The organism is Paenibacillus sp. 2TAB23 (assembly GCF_052115165.1).
Lineage (GTDB): Bacteria > Bacillota > Bacilli > Paenibacillales > Paenibacillaceae > Pristimantibacillus.
The window spans coordinates 17,337-37,412 of record NZ_JBFRGD010000011.1; the positions used below are offsets into that span (position 1 = coordinate 17,337).

Consider the following 20,076-nt stretch of genomic DNA (forward strand, 5'->3'; position numbering starts at 1 on the left):
CTTTTCGCAAAAGAGACCAGTCGGCACGACCAAAAACCCAGTGCATTTGAGGCACTGGGCTTGAAATGGTTGGAAAAAAGCTGAGAGACTAGTTACCGCAAGCCACCGGTTGGATCTTCAAACCAACCAGACTGGCGATTTCGGGTAGACGCTCATTTCTTTCACGGTTATGGAATAAGCGGTCGGATCGTCCACGGTCAGCCGCACGCCGCTAATCGTCTTGTCCGGATGCGGATTCTCGATGATCCACCGGTAGTAGGTTCCTTCCCCTGTCGGCAGCGGCCTTGTCGTATAAGCCGTCTCGAACAAGGAATCGTCGACCTTGTACGCCTCTTTCTTGAGCGGGGCAGAATCCGTGAAGGCTATTCGATCCCACGAACGATCTTTGTTGGAGATGTTATACCCGTAGCAGATTGGCATCTCCTCCTCGGTGCCGTCCTCGTAGATGAGCATATAAGCTCCGATACGGTACTCTTCTTGATCTAGAAATACGCCATCGAAAAACAGCCGGTACTCCCTGTATTCATCCGTCGTGTGTACCACCTCGATGTAAGAAGTGCCAGAGGACGGCCCATCCGTAACTTGTTCACCGTCTGTTTGAGTGGCTATGGGTACTCTCCCTAGCAGGTAGCGATTCTTGTCTCTATACAGTGCCTCGAAAGCCGACTCTAAGACTTGACCGTACGCAGACTCCTCGTAGTCTTCTCGCCAGAACAGGAATGCCGAATAAGACATGGAGAACAAAACGCCGTTTCGCTGCAAATTACCTTCCGCCGTCTCGCTCCAGTTCGAGATGATTCCTCCTCTTGCCCCTGCCCGAAGACGCTCCTTCCAGCCCCGGAAAGCCGGACCCTCCACATTCCCGTAGATCAACGGCATCCCGCGATCCAGAAATAAACGGTCATACTGCTGCTCCATCCCCCAATACCAGTTAAGCATTAGGATATCCGGCGGCACCAAGTCAATTGCCCGGTATGTCGCTGGGATCGTCTCGCCGAACGGCTCTCCTGTTACATGGCTTTTCATCGGTCTTTCGGCACCGCCCCATTTCTCGCCGTACTTGTCCTCGGCATCGATCAGCTTCTCGCACCAGATCATCGTTTGTACTTCGCGTTCCGCCAAATAGGAGTGAATCCGCCGTAGATCATTCGCATATAGGCTCTCAGCGGTCTTTCCTTTGCAGCGTTCGCACAAGCCGATACTGTAATATTCGTCATGCCCGACATGTACGATCCGGGGCTCGAATACCGTGAGTACCTCATCCAGCACGTCGAAGAGCAGCTCATAGGACCTCTCGTCCGAAGGGCAATAGGTATCCGGGTACGGGTCTTCCTTCCGTTCGGCCAGCTCCGGATGGTTAATCAGCAGATAGTCGCAATGGCTGAGCGAAGGCACCTCAGGGATGACCTCTAGGAACCGATCCTTGCAATATCGGATCAGATCGCGCACCTCGTCTTGGGACAAATAATTTCCACCGCCGTTTTCCACATGCATAGAGTTTTTGTACCAAGGAAACGTCCTGTCCTGCACCTCAATGGCCTTGCCGCTGTACTCGCTCATCTCTTCACAGTAACGGATCCAGCCCTCGTTAATTTCCGGATGCTTTTTATATTCCATGGCGCCACCGACTTCGAGCACGACGGTATTAAACTGGAAGCGGCACAACATCTCAACGAATTGTTTAAAATAATCCATCCCTTCCCGCGTCGGCATATACAGCTTCAGCCCTCTTACCGGGCAAGTCGGCCGGTTGTAAACCAAACCATGCCGAATCAGCCCTTCCTCCGCCAGACGAACGAGCGTCGCCGCCCCGTAGAGCGATCCGCGTGCCGTTCTCGCGTGCACCTCGATGCCCGCCGCCGTGATTTCGATCGCATAGGCTTCTTCTTCATCTTCGCGCGGTTCCACGCCTCCGAACTCATTGCGAATCCTGGCTTGCAGCTCTGAGGGCCACTGCCCTTCCCGAAACCGGACATACGGGAAAGACGGCAGTCCAAGCCCAGCGCCCATTACTTCACTCAGAAGCGAGCGGATGGCAGCATGCGGGGTCGTTACGTTCGTGGCAGCCGTCACGTAAGCGCCCTGCTCTTCGAGGGAGGCGTACATGGTCAAATAATCGTTTGATGCATTCAACATTTCGCAATCCTTCCTTTCTTCATAAGCCTTTATGAAGATCATAAACGGGCACCTCATCTCCAAGCACCTATACGATGATTAGACTTGCTTACGCACAGGACTATTAATCCGCATACATATATGAGAGTCCTTCGTTATCGCAATCGTAGAGCACCAATCGATCAAGAGTAAATCTACAATACTGATTAAACTTCAACTACTTTAAGGTTTTCTGATAAAAGTACTAGCTTTCGCAAAAACGACTATATATGAACCAGCCTATTGGTTTAGAAGCATCAAGCCGCATAGAAATGAAATAACGGTGTCTGGGAGGATATCCCAGACACCGTTATTTTTGGATTATTCTTTACGTAGATATTTGCTTGCGATAACTTCCGGGGGTTTGACCCACTACCCTTTTGAATAGGGCAATAAAGGAATTGACATCTCGGTACCCGACCGAGTCCGCGATCGCGGCAACCGTTCGGTCAGTGCTTCTTAACTGCTCGCAGCTCATTCGGATGCGAACGCCTTGCAGATAGTGCTGAAACGTTTGTGAAGTATGCTGTTTGAACAACCGCTGAAGCTGACGCGGACTCCATTGAAACGATTCAGTTAAATGAGATAGGGTAAGCTCCTCTGCATAATGCCGCTCGACGTACCCCAGAACCTGCACGAAACGATCCGGTTTGCTCGGCATGCCTGATCTTTCGCGATGTTTCATCCTGTATATGGTAAGGATTACTTGAAGCAAGAGGCTGCGCAAGTACGTGGAGGAACCGCTCTGCGGCAGCTCGTATTCCCGGTACATCAATAGAAACAAGCTTTCAATGCCGGCTTCAACATCTGTGATGAGCTCGCAGGGAAGCTCCTCTCGCTGCAGCTCCTTCATATAGTTTGCGATGGGATCGTCAGTCACAAAGGATAGCAGACTATCGATTAATCGAGGTCGGAATATACAGTTATACACGACTAAAGGCTCCTTGGCCACATCCGATGAGGCTGGCCGGAACACATGCGACACCCCGACCGGGATGACGAAAAGCTGGCCTTTAGACACCGGGCGAACCTCATTTTCTATATAATGAAAGCCTCTACCCTCCCCTACATACGCCAGCTCGATAAATTCATGTGCATGCTGGGACAGTTGAAAGGCTTCGGTCATCCGATTGATAGACAGCATCGTATCATCCGGCAAAAATCGGTCCGCCGAAAGCGTACGCTTCGATTTGTTCACAGCAAGGTCACCTGCTCCTATTCATGTCGTGTTTACCTATATGAAATGTCCGTTTTGATATGATGTTCCCATCAGAAACTCTCTTATAATTATAGTCGAATACCTGTCGAATGGGTAAATCAATCCTTTACGAGAAACGGATGTGATCCGCATGTCCAGCGTGACGAAGCTCCGATGCGAATACAAAAAAAATCCAATCGGAATTGATATTCAAAAGCCGAGAATAAGCTGGCACATTCACTCCGAGTCGCGGGCGTGGCTGCAAGCGGCTTATCAGCTGCAGATTTCAATAGATTCGGATTGGGAGAATCCGCTCATGGATTCCGGCAGAGTAAACTCCAGCCAATCCGTCCACGTTGAAATCGGCGGCATCGAGCTCGCAAGCCGTCTGCGTTACGATTACCGCGTCCGTGTTTGGAGCGAGCAAGACGAGGAAACGGAATGGTCCGAAACGGCCTACTGGGAAATGGGACTACTGGAAACAGGCGAATGGCTTGCGGATTGGATTAGTCCGCCACTCGGAACGTTTCCTCTCGAATCCGAGGTTTGTCCTCTGATCCGGCGTGCTTTTCAGGTGGATAGAAAGGTGAAAAGCGCCCGCATCTATGCAACTGGACTTGGACTCTATGAGCTTTATGTGAATGGACGCAGAGCAGGCGATTGTTATTTGACTCCCGGCTGGACCAGCTATAACCATCAACTCCAATACCAGACGTACGATGTGACGGATCTAATGACGATCGGTCCCAACGCGATTGGCGCCATTCTGGGAAACGGCTGGTATAAGGGAAGCTTGACCGGCGCCCACAAAAGGAATGTCTATGGGGACCGAGCCGCTTTTCTTATGCAATTGCATATTCGTTATGAAGCGGACGATGAAGAAGTCATTATTGCAACGGACACGTCCTGGAAAGCTCGCGAAAGCGCTATACGAATGTCCAGCATATATGATGGGGAGACGTATGACGCACGGCTTGAGATCGCAGATTGGTGCGATGGCCGATACGATGATGAAAGCTGGTTCGCGGTAGAAACGCCAACTCATTCCAAAAATATCCTTACCGCACAACTTAACGAGCCGGTTCGGATCACCGATGAATTATTACCGATCAAGCTCCTCTCCACTCCGAGCGGGGAAACGGTACTGGATATGGGGCAAAATATGGTCGGTTGGATCCGATTTACCATAAAGGGACAACCTGGCCAGGAAGTGATGCTGCAGCATGCCGAAGTGTTGGACCATGAGGGAAACTTCTATACGGATAATCTGCGGAATGCGAAACAAACCATCCAGTATACGCTGAGGGGCGGGAAAGCCGAAACATTTGAGCCCCACTTTACCTTTCAGGGCTTCCGGTACGTGAAGCTGATCGGATTCGGCGAGCCAATTCGGCTGGAGGACTTCACCGGGGTCGTGCTCCATTCCGATATGGAGAGAACGGGCGAATTTCGCTGCTCGGATCCTCTGATCAACCAGCTGCAGCACAATATCCTTTGGGGACAAAAGGGAAACTTTCTCGATGTACCTACCGATTGTCCGCAGCGGGATGAGCGGCTCGGATGGACGGGAGATGCCCAGATGTTTATTCGTACTGCCGCTCATCTGATGAATGTAGCCCCATTCTTCACAAAGTGGCTGCGTGACTTGGCTGCCGAGCAGCGTGAAGACGGCGGGGTCCCATTCGTTATTCCGCATGTGTTGAAGGAAACGAGCCACTCCTCCGCCGCTTGGGGAGACGCCGCGGTCATCTGTCCTTGGGTACTCTATCAATGTTATGGGGATAAGCGTATTCTCGAGCAGCAATATGAAAGCATGAAGGCGTGGGTGGAGTATATTCGTCGGCAAGGGGAAAACGAATACCTCTGGAATACCGGCTTCCACTTTGGAGACTGGCTCGGTCTCGATTCCAAGCCTGATTCGTATGTCGGTGCTACCGATCGCGAGTTGATCGCTACTGCCTTCTATGCACATTCGACTTCGCTGCTTGCCAAAACCGCGCACATCCTTGGTAAAACCGAAGATTCGGAACGTTATGAGGCGCTGCGCAATCGCATCCGCGACGCATTCCAGCACGAATACGTCACGCCAAATGGCAGACTGGCCGTACCGACACAGACGGCTCACGTCCTCGCGCTTATGTTTCATCTGGTGGAGGATGCCGCCAAGGAACGGACGGCAGGCAAGTTGGTGGAGCTGCTGCAAGAAACAGGTTTCCATCTCACGACCGGCTTCGTCGGCACTCCTTATTTGAATCTCGTCCTCAGCGAGAACGGCCACTCCAATGCGGCGTACAAGCTGCTGCTCCAGACCGACTATCCTTCGTGGCTGTATCAGGTGACCAAAGGCGCTACCACCATATGGGAGCATTGGGACGGAATCAAGCAGGACGGAAGCTTTTGGAGCATACACATGAATTCATTCAATCACTATGCTTACGGAGCGATAGGTGAATGGCTGTATCGTTATGTAGCCGGAATTGATGTTGATGAGGATGCACCGGGATATAAGCATTTCCATATCCGTCCGCAGCCTCATGAAGCCTTAGCATGGGCAGAAGCATCGCTTGAATCCATGTATGGAGCCATCCATGCCAAGTGGCAGAGGTCGGATGAAAACGGCATGCATATGACGGTCGTTATTCCCCCGAATACGACTGCTTCGTTACTGCTGCCGGGAGCGGAATATGCGAAGGTGCGTGAGAATGGAGTACCGTTGGCGCAATCTACAGGGATACGGGACATTCGGCAGTCGGAGCAAGGCGTTTGTCTCATTGCGGGGTCAGGGAAATACCGGTTTACCTTCTAGCCAAATGGAGCCATGCGCACATCGCATGGCTCCATTTGGCTAGATAGTTGTCCAAGCTCGCTTACCTTCTCCGTTGCGTTAAAGTGGCTTAACCCCGGCTCTGCCGTCTTCACCGTTATTTCAAGCTAAACCGAAACATTTCCTCAAAAAGGACAAAATGGCTGTCCAGGATTTCATCTGGCGCAAGCTTCACTCCAGGACCATCGAGCCCCATATTCGACTCGAAGGTCAAGCTCATTCCCCCGCAGACATGATGAATTGCGGTTGTCATATTAAACGAAGGAAATGAATATCCCCCTTCATCCGTATAAACCAAATTTCGTTCCGCGAACGGAATTCCATTCTTCGCATAAGCCTTTGCCATCATCCCGTTAAAATCCTGATGTTTGTTCGCAATATACAGCGGCAGATAAGGAATGGTCGTAAAATGAACCTCGCTGTTCGCACCGCCATGCAGCAGAACGGAAAAATCGACCGCCTCCTCATCCGCGAGGGCAAGCAAAGCGCTTGTCTCCTTCGCCATCGGAGCAAAAAAATTGTCATGCATGATATTTACGCCATCGTCGTTGAAATAGGAGCCTAAAAATGCCGAAGCCTCTTTAATGGGATGAACCGCCTTGCATTCCGGCCACTTGCATAATGTACCGTCCTTCCATGACCCCTGCATGTAATAGACAAACTTCTCGTACGACACATCGATTAACGTATCAATCGGCAGTCTCGCCCGTCCGTCGGGATTCATGCATGGAACGAGAAGAAGGCGGAATTGATGGGCATTTTCCGTAATATAATCATATCGTTTGCCCCGATAGTCTGCCCCTGTTTCGAGCACCTGTATGAGGTTCATAACCGCAGCAATCCCCTCCAGCTCGCCGCCATGTATGCCGCCGACAATAAGCAGCACGGGCTTTGCGTTCGCATCCTTCTGCGCGTAGAACGCCGGATTTCCGGCACCGCATGCGGAGCTGTAATTTGCTTGGCGTTTAAAATCTTCCTTCAGCCCGTATTCGACGATCGGGATTTCTCTTCCGCCTGCCGAAGTTGCCAGTGTGCGGACGGTACCTTTCGAGACATTTGCCATGCCTTCCCCAATATCCTGCAGCTTGCTTTTCCAGAATGGTGTTACCATCTGCAGCTCCTCCTCCTTCAAACCTGCCAAGTTTCAGTTTTCACAGCTATAATACCCGCATCCACGATAAACGGATATGATCGCAATCCAAACTCCCACAACTATTTTTGCGAATCTCGAAAAAAAGACCAACATCCATAAAAATGCCTATGTGAATGAAGCAGTCATCAATTCGAAATAGGAGAAGCAGTCATCCTATAAAACTGAGCTGCTTCCCTTCAAGTGGCGATCAAGTCAATCCGCGCAGCAATCTCCGCGTTTATCCGGCTGCGTATATGAATAAGCGCACTTTCTTCGCGCGGATAATCGCTGAAGGTCAGCGGGCATCGTCCGCCATCCTCCAGAATATCAAGGACAAGCTCACGGGACGCGATCCTCTCCAGCAGCTGCATGGCCCTCAAATCATTCAGCGCTTCCCGCATCACCTTCAATCGGATGGACGTCACGGGTCTGCCGTCCTCTCCCGGGTATACGAGGAACGCATCGCCTGAAGGGAAGGCGCAGCCTGCATCGGTAACTGCGTAAGGGTTAATCGGCTTGAGCGAGAACTGGGCGTTCCAAAAGTTATAGCCCCAATGCAGAAATCCTTCCATTCGGTATTTGTACAATTGTCCTGCAATGATACGGTTCCGCCTGCTGGGCATCGCCATAAATCGGTTGCTGACGCCCTTATCTTGAGCGCAGCAGTAATAGGTCCAAAGGCGGGAAACCTGGCCTTCCAGAAACGGATCGATGTGATTGGAAGCCGGCACAGGCGTCTGGACCAACCCTTCCTCGTAGAAGGCATACTCCGACAATGCGTCAAGCATGCGAAAGCCTAGTAGATGCGGCTGCACAATTTTCAGCGCTGCCCCGTAAGTATCCAACTGACTCATATTCGGCTCATCCGAGATATGGAACCAGCATTTCTCCGCAATTCCCCATTCCCTCAGATTCCGTACGAGCTGTGGGAGGAAGTTTTCCAGGAATGATATATATGCCGGACCTGTAGCTTCCGTATCCCAACCGAAGATTTGACGCTGTCCGGCTTTCGTCTCCGCCATAATCTTAGTTGCTGCTTTAGCGCCCCATTGCGTGAAGAGGTGGGACATCTCGAAATATTCGATGCCTGCTTGACGGGACATATCAATAAACCGCTTCAAAGAAGAGAAATCGAATATATAGCCATCACTTGCCTCCGTGACCTTGATGAGCTGTGTCGTTAACCGCTCGCCTCCCACCTTCGTATCGAGCGGCGGCGTGAAGAGCGGCGTAAGCAGCATATTCATGCCGTGCTCCACGGCTGTCTCGATATAATGCTCCAACAGCTCCCAATACCGTTCTCCGAACGCCTCGATCCGGTACCAAGCCGCTATGCCGTCGTAATGAAACCATTCGGTGTGGATCAGCTCCTGCTTCGGCAGTTCTGCATTCAACAGCTCCACAGTATGCTCCACGGACGCAAGCTCCCTGCCATCGGGGTCACGGAACTCGACCCGAATCGCATACTTACCGGCAGGAAGACCGCCGCGAGGGTCGAATTCCACCCATAAGCTGCGCCATTGGCAAGCAACCAGCCGGAGCGTACCGTGGCTCACTTCATATAGCGGGTCGGGGAACAAACCCGGCTGCTTGGTGATGAAATCATCATCCGACTGGGGATAAGCGGGCAGCTCGGATGGCACATGTCCGATCTCATAGAGACGGACGGTGCCGCCATAGTCATCGGCAGCCGCTACGCCTATCGTCAGTGCGCTAAAGCCATCTTCCTCTGACTCCGCATACCAAGCGATCTGGAAGGAGAACGGTTCATTGCGCAGCGCCGTACCGATTGGTTCGCATGTGGGGACAGGTTCCCGATCTAGGAAAACTTTGTCTAGAGAGGACAGCTTCTTAGCCATCAGCTTCATTACAGCTCAACTCCTTTCTCATCATGTTGGACTTCATCTTGGTGTCAACCTGAGGAAATGCTCAAGCGAGACCTTACCCTGCAGCGGCTCGCCTGCTGCGAACCTCCCCAGCTCATCGACAATGAAATCGCAAAGTTCTCGTTTGAGCAGCCCATGATATCCGCCGATATGCGGCAAACATAGCACATTAGGCATAGACAGTAACTCGTGGCTCGCTGGGAGCGGTTCCTGGTCGTACACGTCGATTGCAGCCGAAATTCGGCCTGTCCGCAGCTCAGCGACAAGAGCTTCCTCGTTCACGATCGGGCCGCGTGACGTATTGACGAAGAGTCCGCCGTCCCGCAGCCGCCTCAGCTGCTCCGCGCCAATCATACCCTGTGTCCGCGGCGTCCACGTATTATGCAGCGAAACGATGTCGCTGCGTTCGAACAGCTCGTTCAACCCGCAGAGCTCTACACCCAGCGCTTCCGCCTCCGAGGGCTGGCAATAGCTGGAGTAAAGTAGAATTGTCGTGGCGAAGGGCTGCAGCATCCGAATGACTTGTTTGGAAATTTCGCCATAACCGACTAAACCTATGACCCGCCTGGTAACGCCTAGCACGGTTTCTCTATTATTGACGCTCCACTGACCACGCTTCACTCCTGCGCTATATCCTGCGTGGTTCCACGCTCCAGCGAACATCAGCGAAACCGCACACTCCGCGGTGGAATGCGCCAACACCTTATTCGCAGACGTTACCGCTATAGGTGTCGCGAACACATCATCGCTAACAATGGAGGCGACGCTTCCAGCTCCATGCCCAATGAATTTAAGCTTGCCTGCCCGTGCAAGCACCTCCGGCGTGAAGAATGGCGAGCCCCAAGACGTGATGCACGCATCATATTCACCAATTTTTTCGGCCAACTGCTCACTTGTGAACCGCACATCCAACGTAACAAAATCAACCACAGAAACCATTTCCAGCTTGCTCAGCACCTGATCTTGCCAAAACATCTCACGCAGACCGGCGTCGGCGATTGTCACTAATGTTCTCATCATGCAGTACCTCGTTTCTCATCGTTTTGGAGAAGATTAAACATATAGGCTGTGTAATGCGGAAAAATGATATCGGGCTCCATGCCGGGCACTTGCAGCTCACTCCTCCATTTGGTCTCCCATTCAAGCGAATAATAGCCGGTGTACCCTGATTCCTCCAGAAGCTCTATTATAGAAGCAATAGGAATTTGTCCCTCTCCTATTTTCGTATATTTCCAATTCGTCACCATTGGATCTTCAACGGGAATACCGTCTTTGACATGAACATGAACACACTGCGATCCCAGAAGCGCAATCGTATCCGCTGGCGATTCCCCCTCCTCCAGAGGATGTATGACATCATAGATGACCAAACAATTGTCCCTGTTCACGTCATCCAGCAGCTTTCGCAAGACGCGGCCGGTAGAGAATTCATTATGCGTTTCAATCCATAACTGCACACCGTGAGCAGCCGAATAATCGCATGCCTGCTGAAGCTGCTTCACCAGGTTTTCATAGGGAATATCCGGGACCTGCTGGTCTCTTCGATAAGTGAAATACCCAAGGAATACTCGTACTCCCCGAGCCTCCAAATCATGAGCCAAGGCTGCGACCTTCTGAAAGTGACGAAATTGCTCCGCATCCCCTTCGCTCCCTGTAAAGCATACGCCGGAGCCGATATCGGTGATGGTCAAACCCGCTTCCTTCACGGTTTCAAGAGCCTTCATCCGCTCTACTGGGGTCAGACCGGTATGGATGGACCAAGCCTCGCCTTCCCTAAGCTCCAGACCTTGAAATCCGGCTTCCTTTGCCGCAGCCACGATTTCCTCGAGGGTCCAGCCCTCACAAGGAATCGTACTGAATGCCAGACGCTGCATACTGCTCCCCCTCCAGTGCTCTTATGTTCGAATGCTTACATTCATTATGACAGTCGGTTTTAGAGAGCGCTTTCCTTTTTCCACGTATTCTTTGAACAATTACGTGATTCCGTGTATCTTAAGGATGAGAGAGAAATACTGGATGGATTCCAATCGCGGAGGATACGATGCCGGAGAACTCTGATTACCCGATATATGCCTACAAAGAAATGCTGGATGAACAATTTCCTTTCAAAATTGAAAGCCGCAGCCGCTCAACAATGAATACGATTCTGCATGCACATGAGCATCTGCAGTTATGTTATATGCTGTCAGGCAGCTGTCTGCACTTCGCGGCAGGCCGGCATTATGTGCTGACCAAAGGCGATCTTTTCTCGATTCCACCTTACCAGGAGCATCGGGTGGATCCCAGAGACGATATGGATTTTGTCCTAATTCAGGTCGACTTCATGCCGCATGCCGTCAATGAGAATCTGCGCGATATGACGCAAATGCAAACATTTGTTGACTTCGCCTATATTCGACCTCTAATCTCGGAGTCGGATCTTATGCCCAAAATCACCTTGCCACCTGCAACCCAATCGGTCGTGGAAAGCCTGCTTGGCGTGCTCTTGAACGAATGGGAGGAACGCGAGGAAGGCTACCGCCTGGCGATTAAAGCTGAGCTGTTACGACTCCTTGTCATTATAGGCCGGCAGTACAAACGATATGTTCAAACCCAAGGCCAGCAGGAGCGCCAGAAAGTAGCTCAGCACCGGGAAGCCTTTTACGAGGCAATAACTTATATGCAGACTCATTACGATGAGGATCTTCACCTTGAGGCGGTAGCGGCGAAAGCGCTAATGGCCCCCTCCTATTTCAGCTATATGTTGAAGTTGATTCAGGGCAAATCCTATATCGAGCTGCTTTCTTATATCCGCATGCAGGCTTCCATGGGGCTGCTGACCGAAACCGGTCTAAGCATATCTGAGATTGCTACGCGAGTGGGCTATAACCATATCAGTCACTTCAACCGCACCTTCAAGAAGCATACAGGCGTCACTCCTGGCGATTACCGCAGATCAGGCTCAGGTGAGCTGTCGCCTTGAATTTCATGAATGGCTTGGCGCTCCAGGTTACATCTCGAGGAGCTGCTATATTTCTACCTAAAGCTTTACTTCTAACCACAAACAGAAGCTAAAATCATAAACGAAGCAAGGGCTTCGTTCGCCAAGGTGCTTAGAGTTCTTGGAATAAAAAATAACCGGTCGAGAGTGTATCTCGCCGGCTGATTGTATTTGTTGTTATAGACTAATAACGTGTTCTTCGGTTGTTTGTTCTATGGTCCAAATAACGGACGTACTTTCAGAATCGGAGTTGCTATGTGTTCGGAGTCCGTTTGATGCGTTTATTCAGTTCATCGATGAGATCATGGAGAAACGATTTTTGCCAGGGAGGCGAGGGCTCTCGTCTCCCTTTTAATACAGATTTTTTTCTCAGTACGATCAAAGTACAAAAAATCTTTTTTTGAAAGACTAAAATTCTCTACGATAACAGCCTCTTATCCAACATTTATTGACTTCCGTTGCTCCTCTGTGACTTAAGCTTTAGCAAAACCGTCACGGCCTCGGCTCTTGTTGCCCGATCTTGCGGCGCGAATTGCCCAGCGTCCTTGCCTTGCATGATACCCGCTTGCCGTACGGCAGTAACGCTGCTTTTTGCCCATAATGGAATGTCTGTCTCATCTGCAAAATGAGTTGCTGCATTCGCATCGACTGTCATATCTAGAGCGCCTGCGATCACCACGGCCATCTCTGCACGCATAATCTCAGCGCTCGGACGGAAACTGCCATCGTCATAGCCGTTCATCCAGCCTTCTCGCACTGCGAGCGAAATCGCTGCCTGTGCCCAAGCCCCGATATCCGCGCCATCTGTGAAATTCAGCTTCGCGCCTTCCCCTTGCGGCTTCAGGGTATTCATCAGCATGACTGCAAATTCCGCACGCGTCACATTACGATTCGGCTTGAATGTGTCATTCGGATAACCCGAAACGATGCCATTCTCCACCGCTTGCTTAATCATTGCCTCTCCCCAGTGTCCAGCTATATCACTAAAATTCGCTGCTGCAACAACTGCTTTCCCCACTGCAAATACGGCGTATTTTGTAAAATGGTTCACCGTTACGCTGATTTGATTCCCATTGATCGTACCGCCTGGAACCTCCACCCACATCTTGTGGACTTCGTCATAATAAAACACTGCTGCTGTTTGACCGCTTTGCAAACTAGCTTTGTTGAAAGCGAAGGTCAGCGTTATCGGCTTACTGAAATTCTCCGTGTAGTTTTTCAGAATTTCGAAGACTGGGCTCGCTAGAATTTCTTTATCCGTGACTAGCTGTTGTGTATGTAATACTTTTTCTATCGTAATCTTGAGTTCTTTGGCTGAAGCATCCGGCGGAATCGAGATTATAACCTCTTGGTTCAAACTAACTTCGCCCGTTTGACCAATCGACAACGTCAAATTCCCATTTGTAGAGGTAACAGTCGTATGAATTGGCGGCGATGTATGGCTGTCATCAGGGACAACGACTGGTGTGCTGTCACCTCGTGTCACTATCACGGTATACGTCTTGACGGTCCCATCTTGCGCAGTAACAACAAGAAAGATGGGATTGGGACCAACACGCAAGCTAATCGCTCCGCTCGCTAGTCCACTTGCTGTGGAAATACCGTTTACGTCCATCGTCGCATTGCTTTCATATACGCTTCCCGTTACCGTTATACGCGATATGTCATTCCCCACACTAGATGTGTAGGTTGTTATACCAGAAGCGAAGATTGGACTAAGCACTCCGCTCGATAACAAGATAGCGCTAAGGTCAGCATTGCCGCTGGCTACCGGTACAACCGGAGCTCGGTTCACGATCAATTGATACGTATTCATCGCTATACCATCTTCCGCTGTTACCTGAATGTTGATCAAATTAGCTCCCTCATTTAAGCTAGGTACGGTATAAGCGTATACATTGCCACTTATAGAAGTAGAATGGGAAGTCAACCCTGTAACCGTCAGAGTTTGGTTGGGATTGGCTTTGGTAACGGTCCAAAGAAGACTCGTAACCGTGCTCGCAACATCTACTCGATAAACAAGTTTAGACGGCTCAAACGTTAATGTGCCTTGATCAATAGTCAGACCCGACAGCAAGGCTTCGTCGCTGACCCTTGTGACTTGGATCCTGTAGGTTTTCGTAGTCATGCCATCCTGGGCGGTTACGCCTACGATAATGGTATTCGTCCCTACATCCAAAGGAATCGCTGCGCTCAGCTCTCCGCTTGCAACAATCGCTCCGTTTACTTTCACATTCGCCGTCTCATCTGCCACCGTTGGCGTAACCGTTAGACTCGCGATGCTGTTCGGAACGCTCAGCGTATAGCTCGTTACTGCCGCGTCTAACCTTTCGATCCATGCTCCGCTGCTTACATGCAAGCCTCTCAAATCTGCGTTATTGCCTGCTGCTTCCGCAGCCACAATCAGCGTGAATGCTCTAGTCTCGCTTGCTTCGCCTTTGCTGACCTTCGCAGTTAACGTTACCGTCGTATTGCCCGTTGTATGTGAAGGACGTGTTACCACACCAGTCGTGGCGTTAATTGCGGTATGGTTAGATGCCCACATTACTGTCGTTTCATTTATTCCTGTTGCTGGCAAGCCTACATCATGCGTTACATTCGCTGCTACATCACTGCCGCCATAAGTAATTGCCAGCGCCTTGATCGCAGCGGATACCGCTTGTGTATCCGTCTGCTCTACGATTACATGGGTAGGTAAACTTTCGTTTAGCCCTGCATCCGTTGCCGTAACCGTAAGCTGCGTGCCTGCTGCTTGAGCTGCAACCGGTACAGAGTAGGCTCCATCTAGTGCTGCTAAGGCAGTTCCAAGTAAGCTTGCCCCTGCTTTCACCTTTACCGTGGAACCCGCCTCCGCTGAGCCTGTTACGAATGCATCTTCAATATTTACTTCGTTCACTAAAGGTGCTGTTGGTGATGTGATATCGGCTGTTACCGTTACAGTCGATGTTAAGCTTACATTGTTTGCTGCATGCTTGGCGATTATCACAAGCGTCTTACCTGCGGTTTGAGCGGCAATTGGTATGGCGAACATACCATCCGTTACGACTGCTGTTCCCAATAGGTGTGCATCCGCGCTTACCGTTACCGTTGAGCCAGCTTCCGCTGTACCTGTAATGGCAGTATCGGCAGCAGTCACCGCATTTATCTCCAATGGCATTGTTAAAGGGGATGATACCGATATGCCGATGGGCTGGCCATTGCTGTCCTTGAATGCTCCTGCAGCGATCAGTAAATGGTTACCCGATCCAATCAATGCATCCTTAAAGTTGATTTCAAGCATGCTCGCGTCAGCTGTAGATGATAGGATCTCAACTGTATCCTCTGAGCCTAGCGCTGAATAGGTTGTCTGGCCTGCTCTTTTAACCGTAATCTTACTCTTCAACGCATCTAAAGTGCCAGCCTCGACGGCAAACGTATGAAAGGTAACCGTCACTTTATTATGGCGTTCACTTACGAGTGAATTCACTGAGCTATCCAGCTGAACTGCGCGGTAGTAGCACTTTTTATAGGTATCTGGCGCAGGATCCATGCCTCCGAACGCATCCCGGTTACATCTGATACCATTCGTAACGACTTTAGATAAATAGCCATAATTAGCCGGTACAGTAGGTGCGCCTATTCCCCAGTATCTCACCTCTTTCGTCCCTGAAAAACTACAATTTCCATTCTCCGCGGCACAATCTGTCCAATCAAAGGTGCCATCTGGTGCAGTTGGCAGCAATGTTAAAGAGGATGTAATGGTTATGTTGATCGTCAAGCCATTGCTATCCTCGAATGCTCCAGGAGCTACTTGTATCGAATTTCCGGAACCAACTAACATGTCTTTGAAGTTGATCTCAAGCGTGCTCAAGTCAGCTGACGATGTTGGATTCGCAACCATGTCTTCTGCATCTAGCGCTGTGTAGGTTGAAGAACCATTTCTTTTAACGGTAATCTTACTCTTCAAATCCGCTAAAGATCCAGCCTGAATGGCATACGTATTGAATGTAAAAGTAACTTTCGTGTTGAGCCCGCTAATCACTGTCTTTACGTTATTATCAAGCTGTATATCACGATAGTAACATCTTTTCGTCGTGCCATATGCAGGATCAACATTACCGAATGCAGCCTTTGAGCAAGCTTTAACATCGGTAGCAATTTGGGATCTAAAGCCGTAGTTAGCAGGTACAGCAGGCGTACCGATTCCCCAATATCTCACTTCTTTCTTGCCGGCAAAGCCGCAAAATTGGTTTTCTTCCGCACAATACGTCCAACCCAAGCTGCCGTCTGGCGCTGCGGGTAATAGCGTTAAAGGAGATGTCACCGAAATGTCAATGGTCTTGCCATTGCTATCCTTGAAGGCTCCCGAAGCGATTTGTATCGCATTGTCTGAACCCGTTAACGGTTCCTTAAAATAAATTTCCAGCGTACTTACAGCCGAAGATGTTAGGTTTACAACTGTATCTGCTGCACCTAACGCTTTAAAAACGGTCTCTCCTGCTCGTTTAACCGTAATCTTATTCTTCAATTCTTCTAAAGTGCCAGCCTGAATCGCATACGTATAAAATGTCATTTTCACTTTATTATTGGGCCCGCTTACGGCTGTTTTTACCGCACTATCTAGCTGGACATCACGGTAGTAACAATTTTTAGACGTTCCAGGTGCAGGATCGATACCGCCGAAAGCTGCCATGGAGCACGTCGCAAAGCTTGTATTGATTTGTGAGCTAAAGCCATAATTAGCGGGAACAGCAGGCATACCTATTCCCCAGAATCTCACTTCTTTCATCCCTACAAAACTGCATCTCCCGCCATCCACAGCACAATTCGTCCACCCTCCGCTACCGTCCGGTCCGAGACCTAACAACGTTATAGTAGACGTAATCGCTATGTCGATAGAGTCGCCATTTAGATCCTTGAATGCTCCAGGAAGAATCCGTATAGCGTTGTCTGAACCGACTAGCGTGTCCTTGAAGGTGATTTCAATCGTACTCGACGTAGGCGAAGATATTCTATTGGCTACTACATCCTCTGGACTCAGCGCTGCATAGACAGCTTCACCTGTTTTTTTAACAGCAATATGATTTTTCAAATCTTCTAAGGTGCCAGCTTGTATCGCATACGTATTAAAGGTGAATGTCACTTTATTATTCCGCCCGCCAACGGCGGTTGACACGTTATAATCCAGCTGGACATCCCGGTAATAACACGCTTTTGCTGTTCCATAGGCAGGATCACTATTGCCGAAGGCAGCCATTGTACACGCCGTACCTCCCGATACGACTTTGGAACGAAAGCCATAATTAGGCTCTGGCGTGCCAATTCCCCAGTATCTCACTTCTTTCGGCCCTTCAAAGCTGCAATTCCCGCCATCCGCAGCACAATACGTCCAACCAGGACTGCCGTCTGGAATAACGCCTACTATAATGGCATTCACCGCTATGTCGATGAAATCGCCATTACTATCTTTGAATGCGTTGGAAGCTATCCGTATCGTGTTCTCCGTCCCAACTAACGGGTTCTTCATATTTATTTCGAATGTACTCAAAGTAGCCGAAGAGGTTACATTTGCAAGTGTATCTTCGGTATCCAGCGCTGTGTAGGCCGAATCACCTGTTTTTTTAATCGTTATTTTCCTTTTCAAATCTTCTAAGGCTCCAGCTTGAACGGCGTAGGTGTTGAACGTGACCTTCACTTTCGTATTGCTTCCGCTGACGGCCGTCATCACATTATTATCAAGCTGAACGTCACGATAATAACACCTTTTGGCGGAATCCGATGCCGGATCACGATTAGCGAAAGAAGCTGGCGTACATGCCGTATCACTTGTGCTTACGATTGATTGAAACTTATCAGGTTGGTCGGTTGCCCAGAAGCGTACTTCTTTCCTTCCTGTGAAGCTGCAAATGCCATTCTCTACGGCACAGAATGTCCAACCCGGGCTGCCATCTGGTGCAGCGCCTAGGGCAAGAGTCTCCTTGAGTGCAGAAGTAATCGATATATCTATGAGCTCGCCCTTGTTATCCTTGAATGCTTCAGGAGCGATCTGAATGGCGTTCCCAGATCCAACTAGCGGATCCTTAAAGTTAATTTCGAGGGTACTAGAAGCAGTCGTCGAGGTCAGATTGGCAACGGTATCCTCGCTATCTAGCGCTGTATAGGCAGAGTCACCTGTTCGTTTAATCATAATTTTACGCTTCAAGTCTTCGTTTGTGCCGGCCTGTATGGCGTATAAATTAAATGTGAATTTTACCTTGTTATTGAGTCCGCTAACGACTGTTTTCATTTCACTATCCAGCTGGACATCACGGAAGTAACATCTTTTCGGAGAGCCTGGTGCAGGATCATAATTGCCAATAAAGTACGTCTGGCATCTCGGACTATCCGTAACATCTCTAAATATATGAGTGAGGTAGCCATAATTAGGACCTATCCCCCACAATCGCACTTCTTTCGTCCCTCGAAAAGAACAATTCCCGCCTTCATCACCACAATCCGTCCAACCCGGGCTACCGTCTGGTCCAGTTGGTAAAGTCGTTATTGAAACAGTGACCGGCAAATGAATCGGTTGGCCATTGCTGTCCTTGAAAGCCCCAGGCGCTATTTGGATGGTATTCCCCGGACCGACTAACGTATCCTTAAATTTGATGACAAGCGTACTCGACGCAGCCGTAGAGGTTGGATTTGCAACCGTATCTTTAGCGCCTAGAGCCGTGAAGCCAGCCTCGCCTGTTTTTTTCACAGAAATCTTATCCTTTAAATCATCCAGCGTGCCCGTTTGTTTGGCATACGTATGAAAGGTCAATATCGCTTTATTATTAGGGCCGCTCATGGTCGTCGTCACTGCACTATCCAGCTGAACGTCACGGTAGTAACACCGTTTATCCGTTCCAAAAGCAGGATCGATGCCGCCGAATTCAGAAACGGCACAATACGTACTGTACGTACTAATTTTAGATACATAATCATAATCAGCGGGTACAGCCGGAGCACCGGTTCCCCATAATCGTACTTCCTTCGTCTCGTTAAAGTTACAGAAGCCGTATAACGGAGTACAATTCGTCCAGCCAAGGCTGCCGTCTGGCGCTTCGCCTGTTACGGAAGACGTCACCGATACTTCTATCGGATCGCCGTTGCTATTTTTGAACGCTCCAGGAGCTATCCGTATCTCGTTGTCCGAACCGACTAATGCGTCTTCAAAGTTGATTTCAAGCGTACTCGACGTCGCGGTAGATGTTGGGTTCGCAACAGTATCTTGGGTGCCGAGAGCTGAATAGGCTGCTTCACCCGTTCTTTTCACTGTAATCTTACTCTTCAAATCTTCTAAAGTGCCAGCCTGTATGGCATAAACATGGAATGAAAAGGTCACTTTTCTATCGCCTCCACTAGCCATGGACGTCACTTTGCTATCAAGCTGCACATCACGGTAGTAGCACTTTTTACTCGTTCCAGGAGTAGGATCAATATTGCCGAAAGCAGCGGATGTACAGAGGGTCCCGCCAGTCAACAATTGAGAAGTAAAGCCATAATTAGCGGGTATTGCCGGCGTGCCGATTCCCCAGAATCGTACTTCTTTGGTCCCTGAAAATGTACAGGCTGTTCGCTCTGCTGCACATTCCGTCCAACCATCGGTACCGTCTGGTCCGTTGGCTAGCACAGGTAACGTGAATAAAGATGAAAATGGCGTCGATGAAACGATCATCAAACCCAGTAATAAACGAACCGTATATCTTTTTAATAACGCCCTCTTGAACATATCTACCTTCACTCCTCTTAACTCTGTACGTCCCTTGCCACAATCTAAGTCAAGTCTACTACAGCCTAATAAAAGAATAATGAAAAATCCGGTCATAAATAGACAAAAACCGCGTAGCAGAAGGCTTCGCGGTTTTTGTCTATTTTTATTGGTCATGCCTCGTACGT

The 20,076-nt window shown here is 49.7% G+C and carries 9 protein-coding genes; 2 read left to right on the forward strand and 7 right to left on the reverse strand.

Annotated features, from left to right (window positions below; translation table 11 throughout):
• Window positions 1–117: 117 nt before the first annotated feature.
• Entirely contained in the window at window positions 118–2,136 is a 2,019-nt protein-coding gene (locus AB4Z29_RS16725) for a family 20 glycosylhydrolase (protein ID WP_441944178.1), read from the reverse strand.
• A gap of 346 nt (window positions 2,137–2,482) precedes the next feature.
• Window positions 2,483–3,352 (reverse strand): helix-turn-helix domain-containing protein, encoded by an 870-nt coding sequence (locus AB4Z29_RS16730; protein ID WP_441944179.1) that lies wholly within the window; start codon window positions 3,350–3,352, stop codon window positions 2,483–2,485.
• Window positions 3,353–3,503: 151 nt separating this feature from the next.
• Here AB4Z29_RS16730 and AB4Z29_RS16735 point away from each other — a divergent pair, with 151 nt between their 5' ends.
• Entirely contained in the window at window positions 3,504–6,158 is a 2,655-nt protein-coding gene (locus tag AB4Z29_RS16735; RefSeq protein ID WP_441944180.1) for a family 78 glycoside hydrolase catalytic domain, read from the forward strand.
• A 115-nt stretch (window positions 6,159–6,273) separates the two neighbouring features.
• Here the strand turns inward: AB4Z29_RS16735 and AB4Z29_RS16740 are convergent, their stop codons facing one another.
• The 4 genes from AB4Z29_RS16740 to AB4Z29_RS16755 all read right to left on the reverse strand — a co-directional run bounded on the left by AB4Z29_RS16740 (window position 6,274) and on the right by AB4Z29_RS16755 (window position 11,068).
• On the reverse strand, window positions 6,274–7,287 hold the full coding sequence (locus AB4Z29_RS16740; RefSeq protein WP_441944181.1) for a M14 family zinc carboxypeptidase: 1,014 nt from the start codon (window positions 7,285–7,287) through the stop codon (window positions 6,274–6,276).
• Between the two features lie 218 nt (window positions 7,288–7,505).
• On the reverse strand, window positions 7,506–9,176 hold the full coding sequence (locus AB4Z29_RS16745; protein ID WP_441944182.1) for a DUF4091 domain-containing protein: 1,671 nt from the start codon (window positions 9,174–9,176) through the stop codon (window positions 7,506–7,508).
• A 33-nt stretch (window positions 9,177–9,209) separates the two neighbouring features.
• Complete coding sequence (locus AB4Z29_RS16750; protein WP_441944183.1) at window positions 9,210–10,214, reverse strand: hydroxyacid dehydrogenase; 1,005 nt, start codon at window positions 10,212–10,214, stop codon at window positions 9,210–9,212.
• Entirely contained in the window at window positions 10,211–11,068 is an 858-nt protein-coding gene (locus tag AB4Z29_RS16755) for a sugar phosphate isomerase/epimerase family protein (RefSeq protein ID WP_441944184.1), read from the reverse strand. The genes AB4Z29_RS16750 and AB4Z29_RS16755 overlap by 4 nt, the downstream gene beginning before the upstream one ends.
• 167 nt (window positions 11,069–11,235) lie before the next feature.
• On the opposite strand from AB4Z29_RS16755, the gene AB4Z29_RS16760 reads away from it, so the two are divergent.
• Window positions 11,236–12,156 carry an AraC family transcriptional regulator gene (locus tag AB4Z29_RS16760; protein WP_441944185.1) on the forward strand — a complete coding sequence of 307 codons (921 nt, stop codon included), beginning with the start codon at window positions 11,236–11,238 and terminating at the stop codon, window positions 12,154–12,156.
• 463 nt (window positions 12,157–12,619) lie between these two features.
• On the opposite strand, the gene AB4Z29_RS16765 is transcribed toward AB4Z29_RS16760, so the two are convergent.
• On the reverse strand, window positions 12,620–19,909 hold the full coding sequence (locus AB4Z29_RS16765) for an S-layer homology domain-containing protein (protein ID WP_441944186.1): 7,290 nt from the start codon (window positions 19,907–19,909) through the stop codon (window positions 12,620–12,622).
• Between the last annotated feature and the right edge of the window lie 167 nt (window positions 19,910–20,076).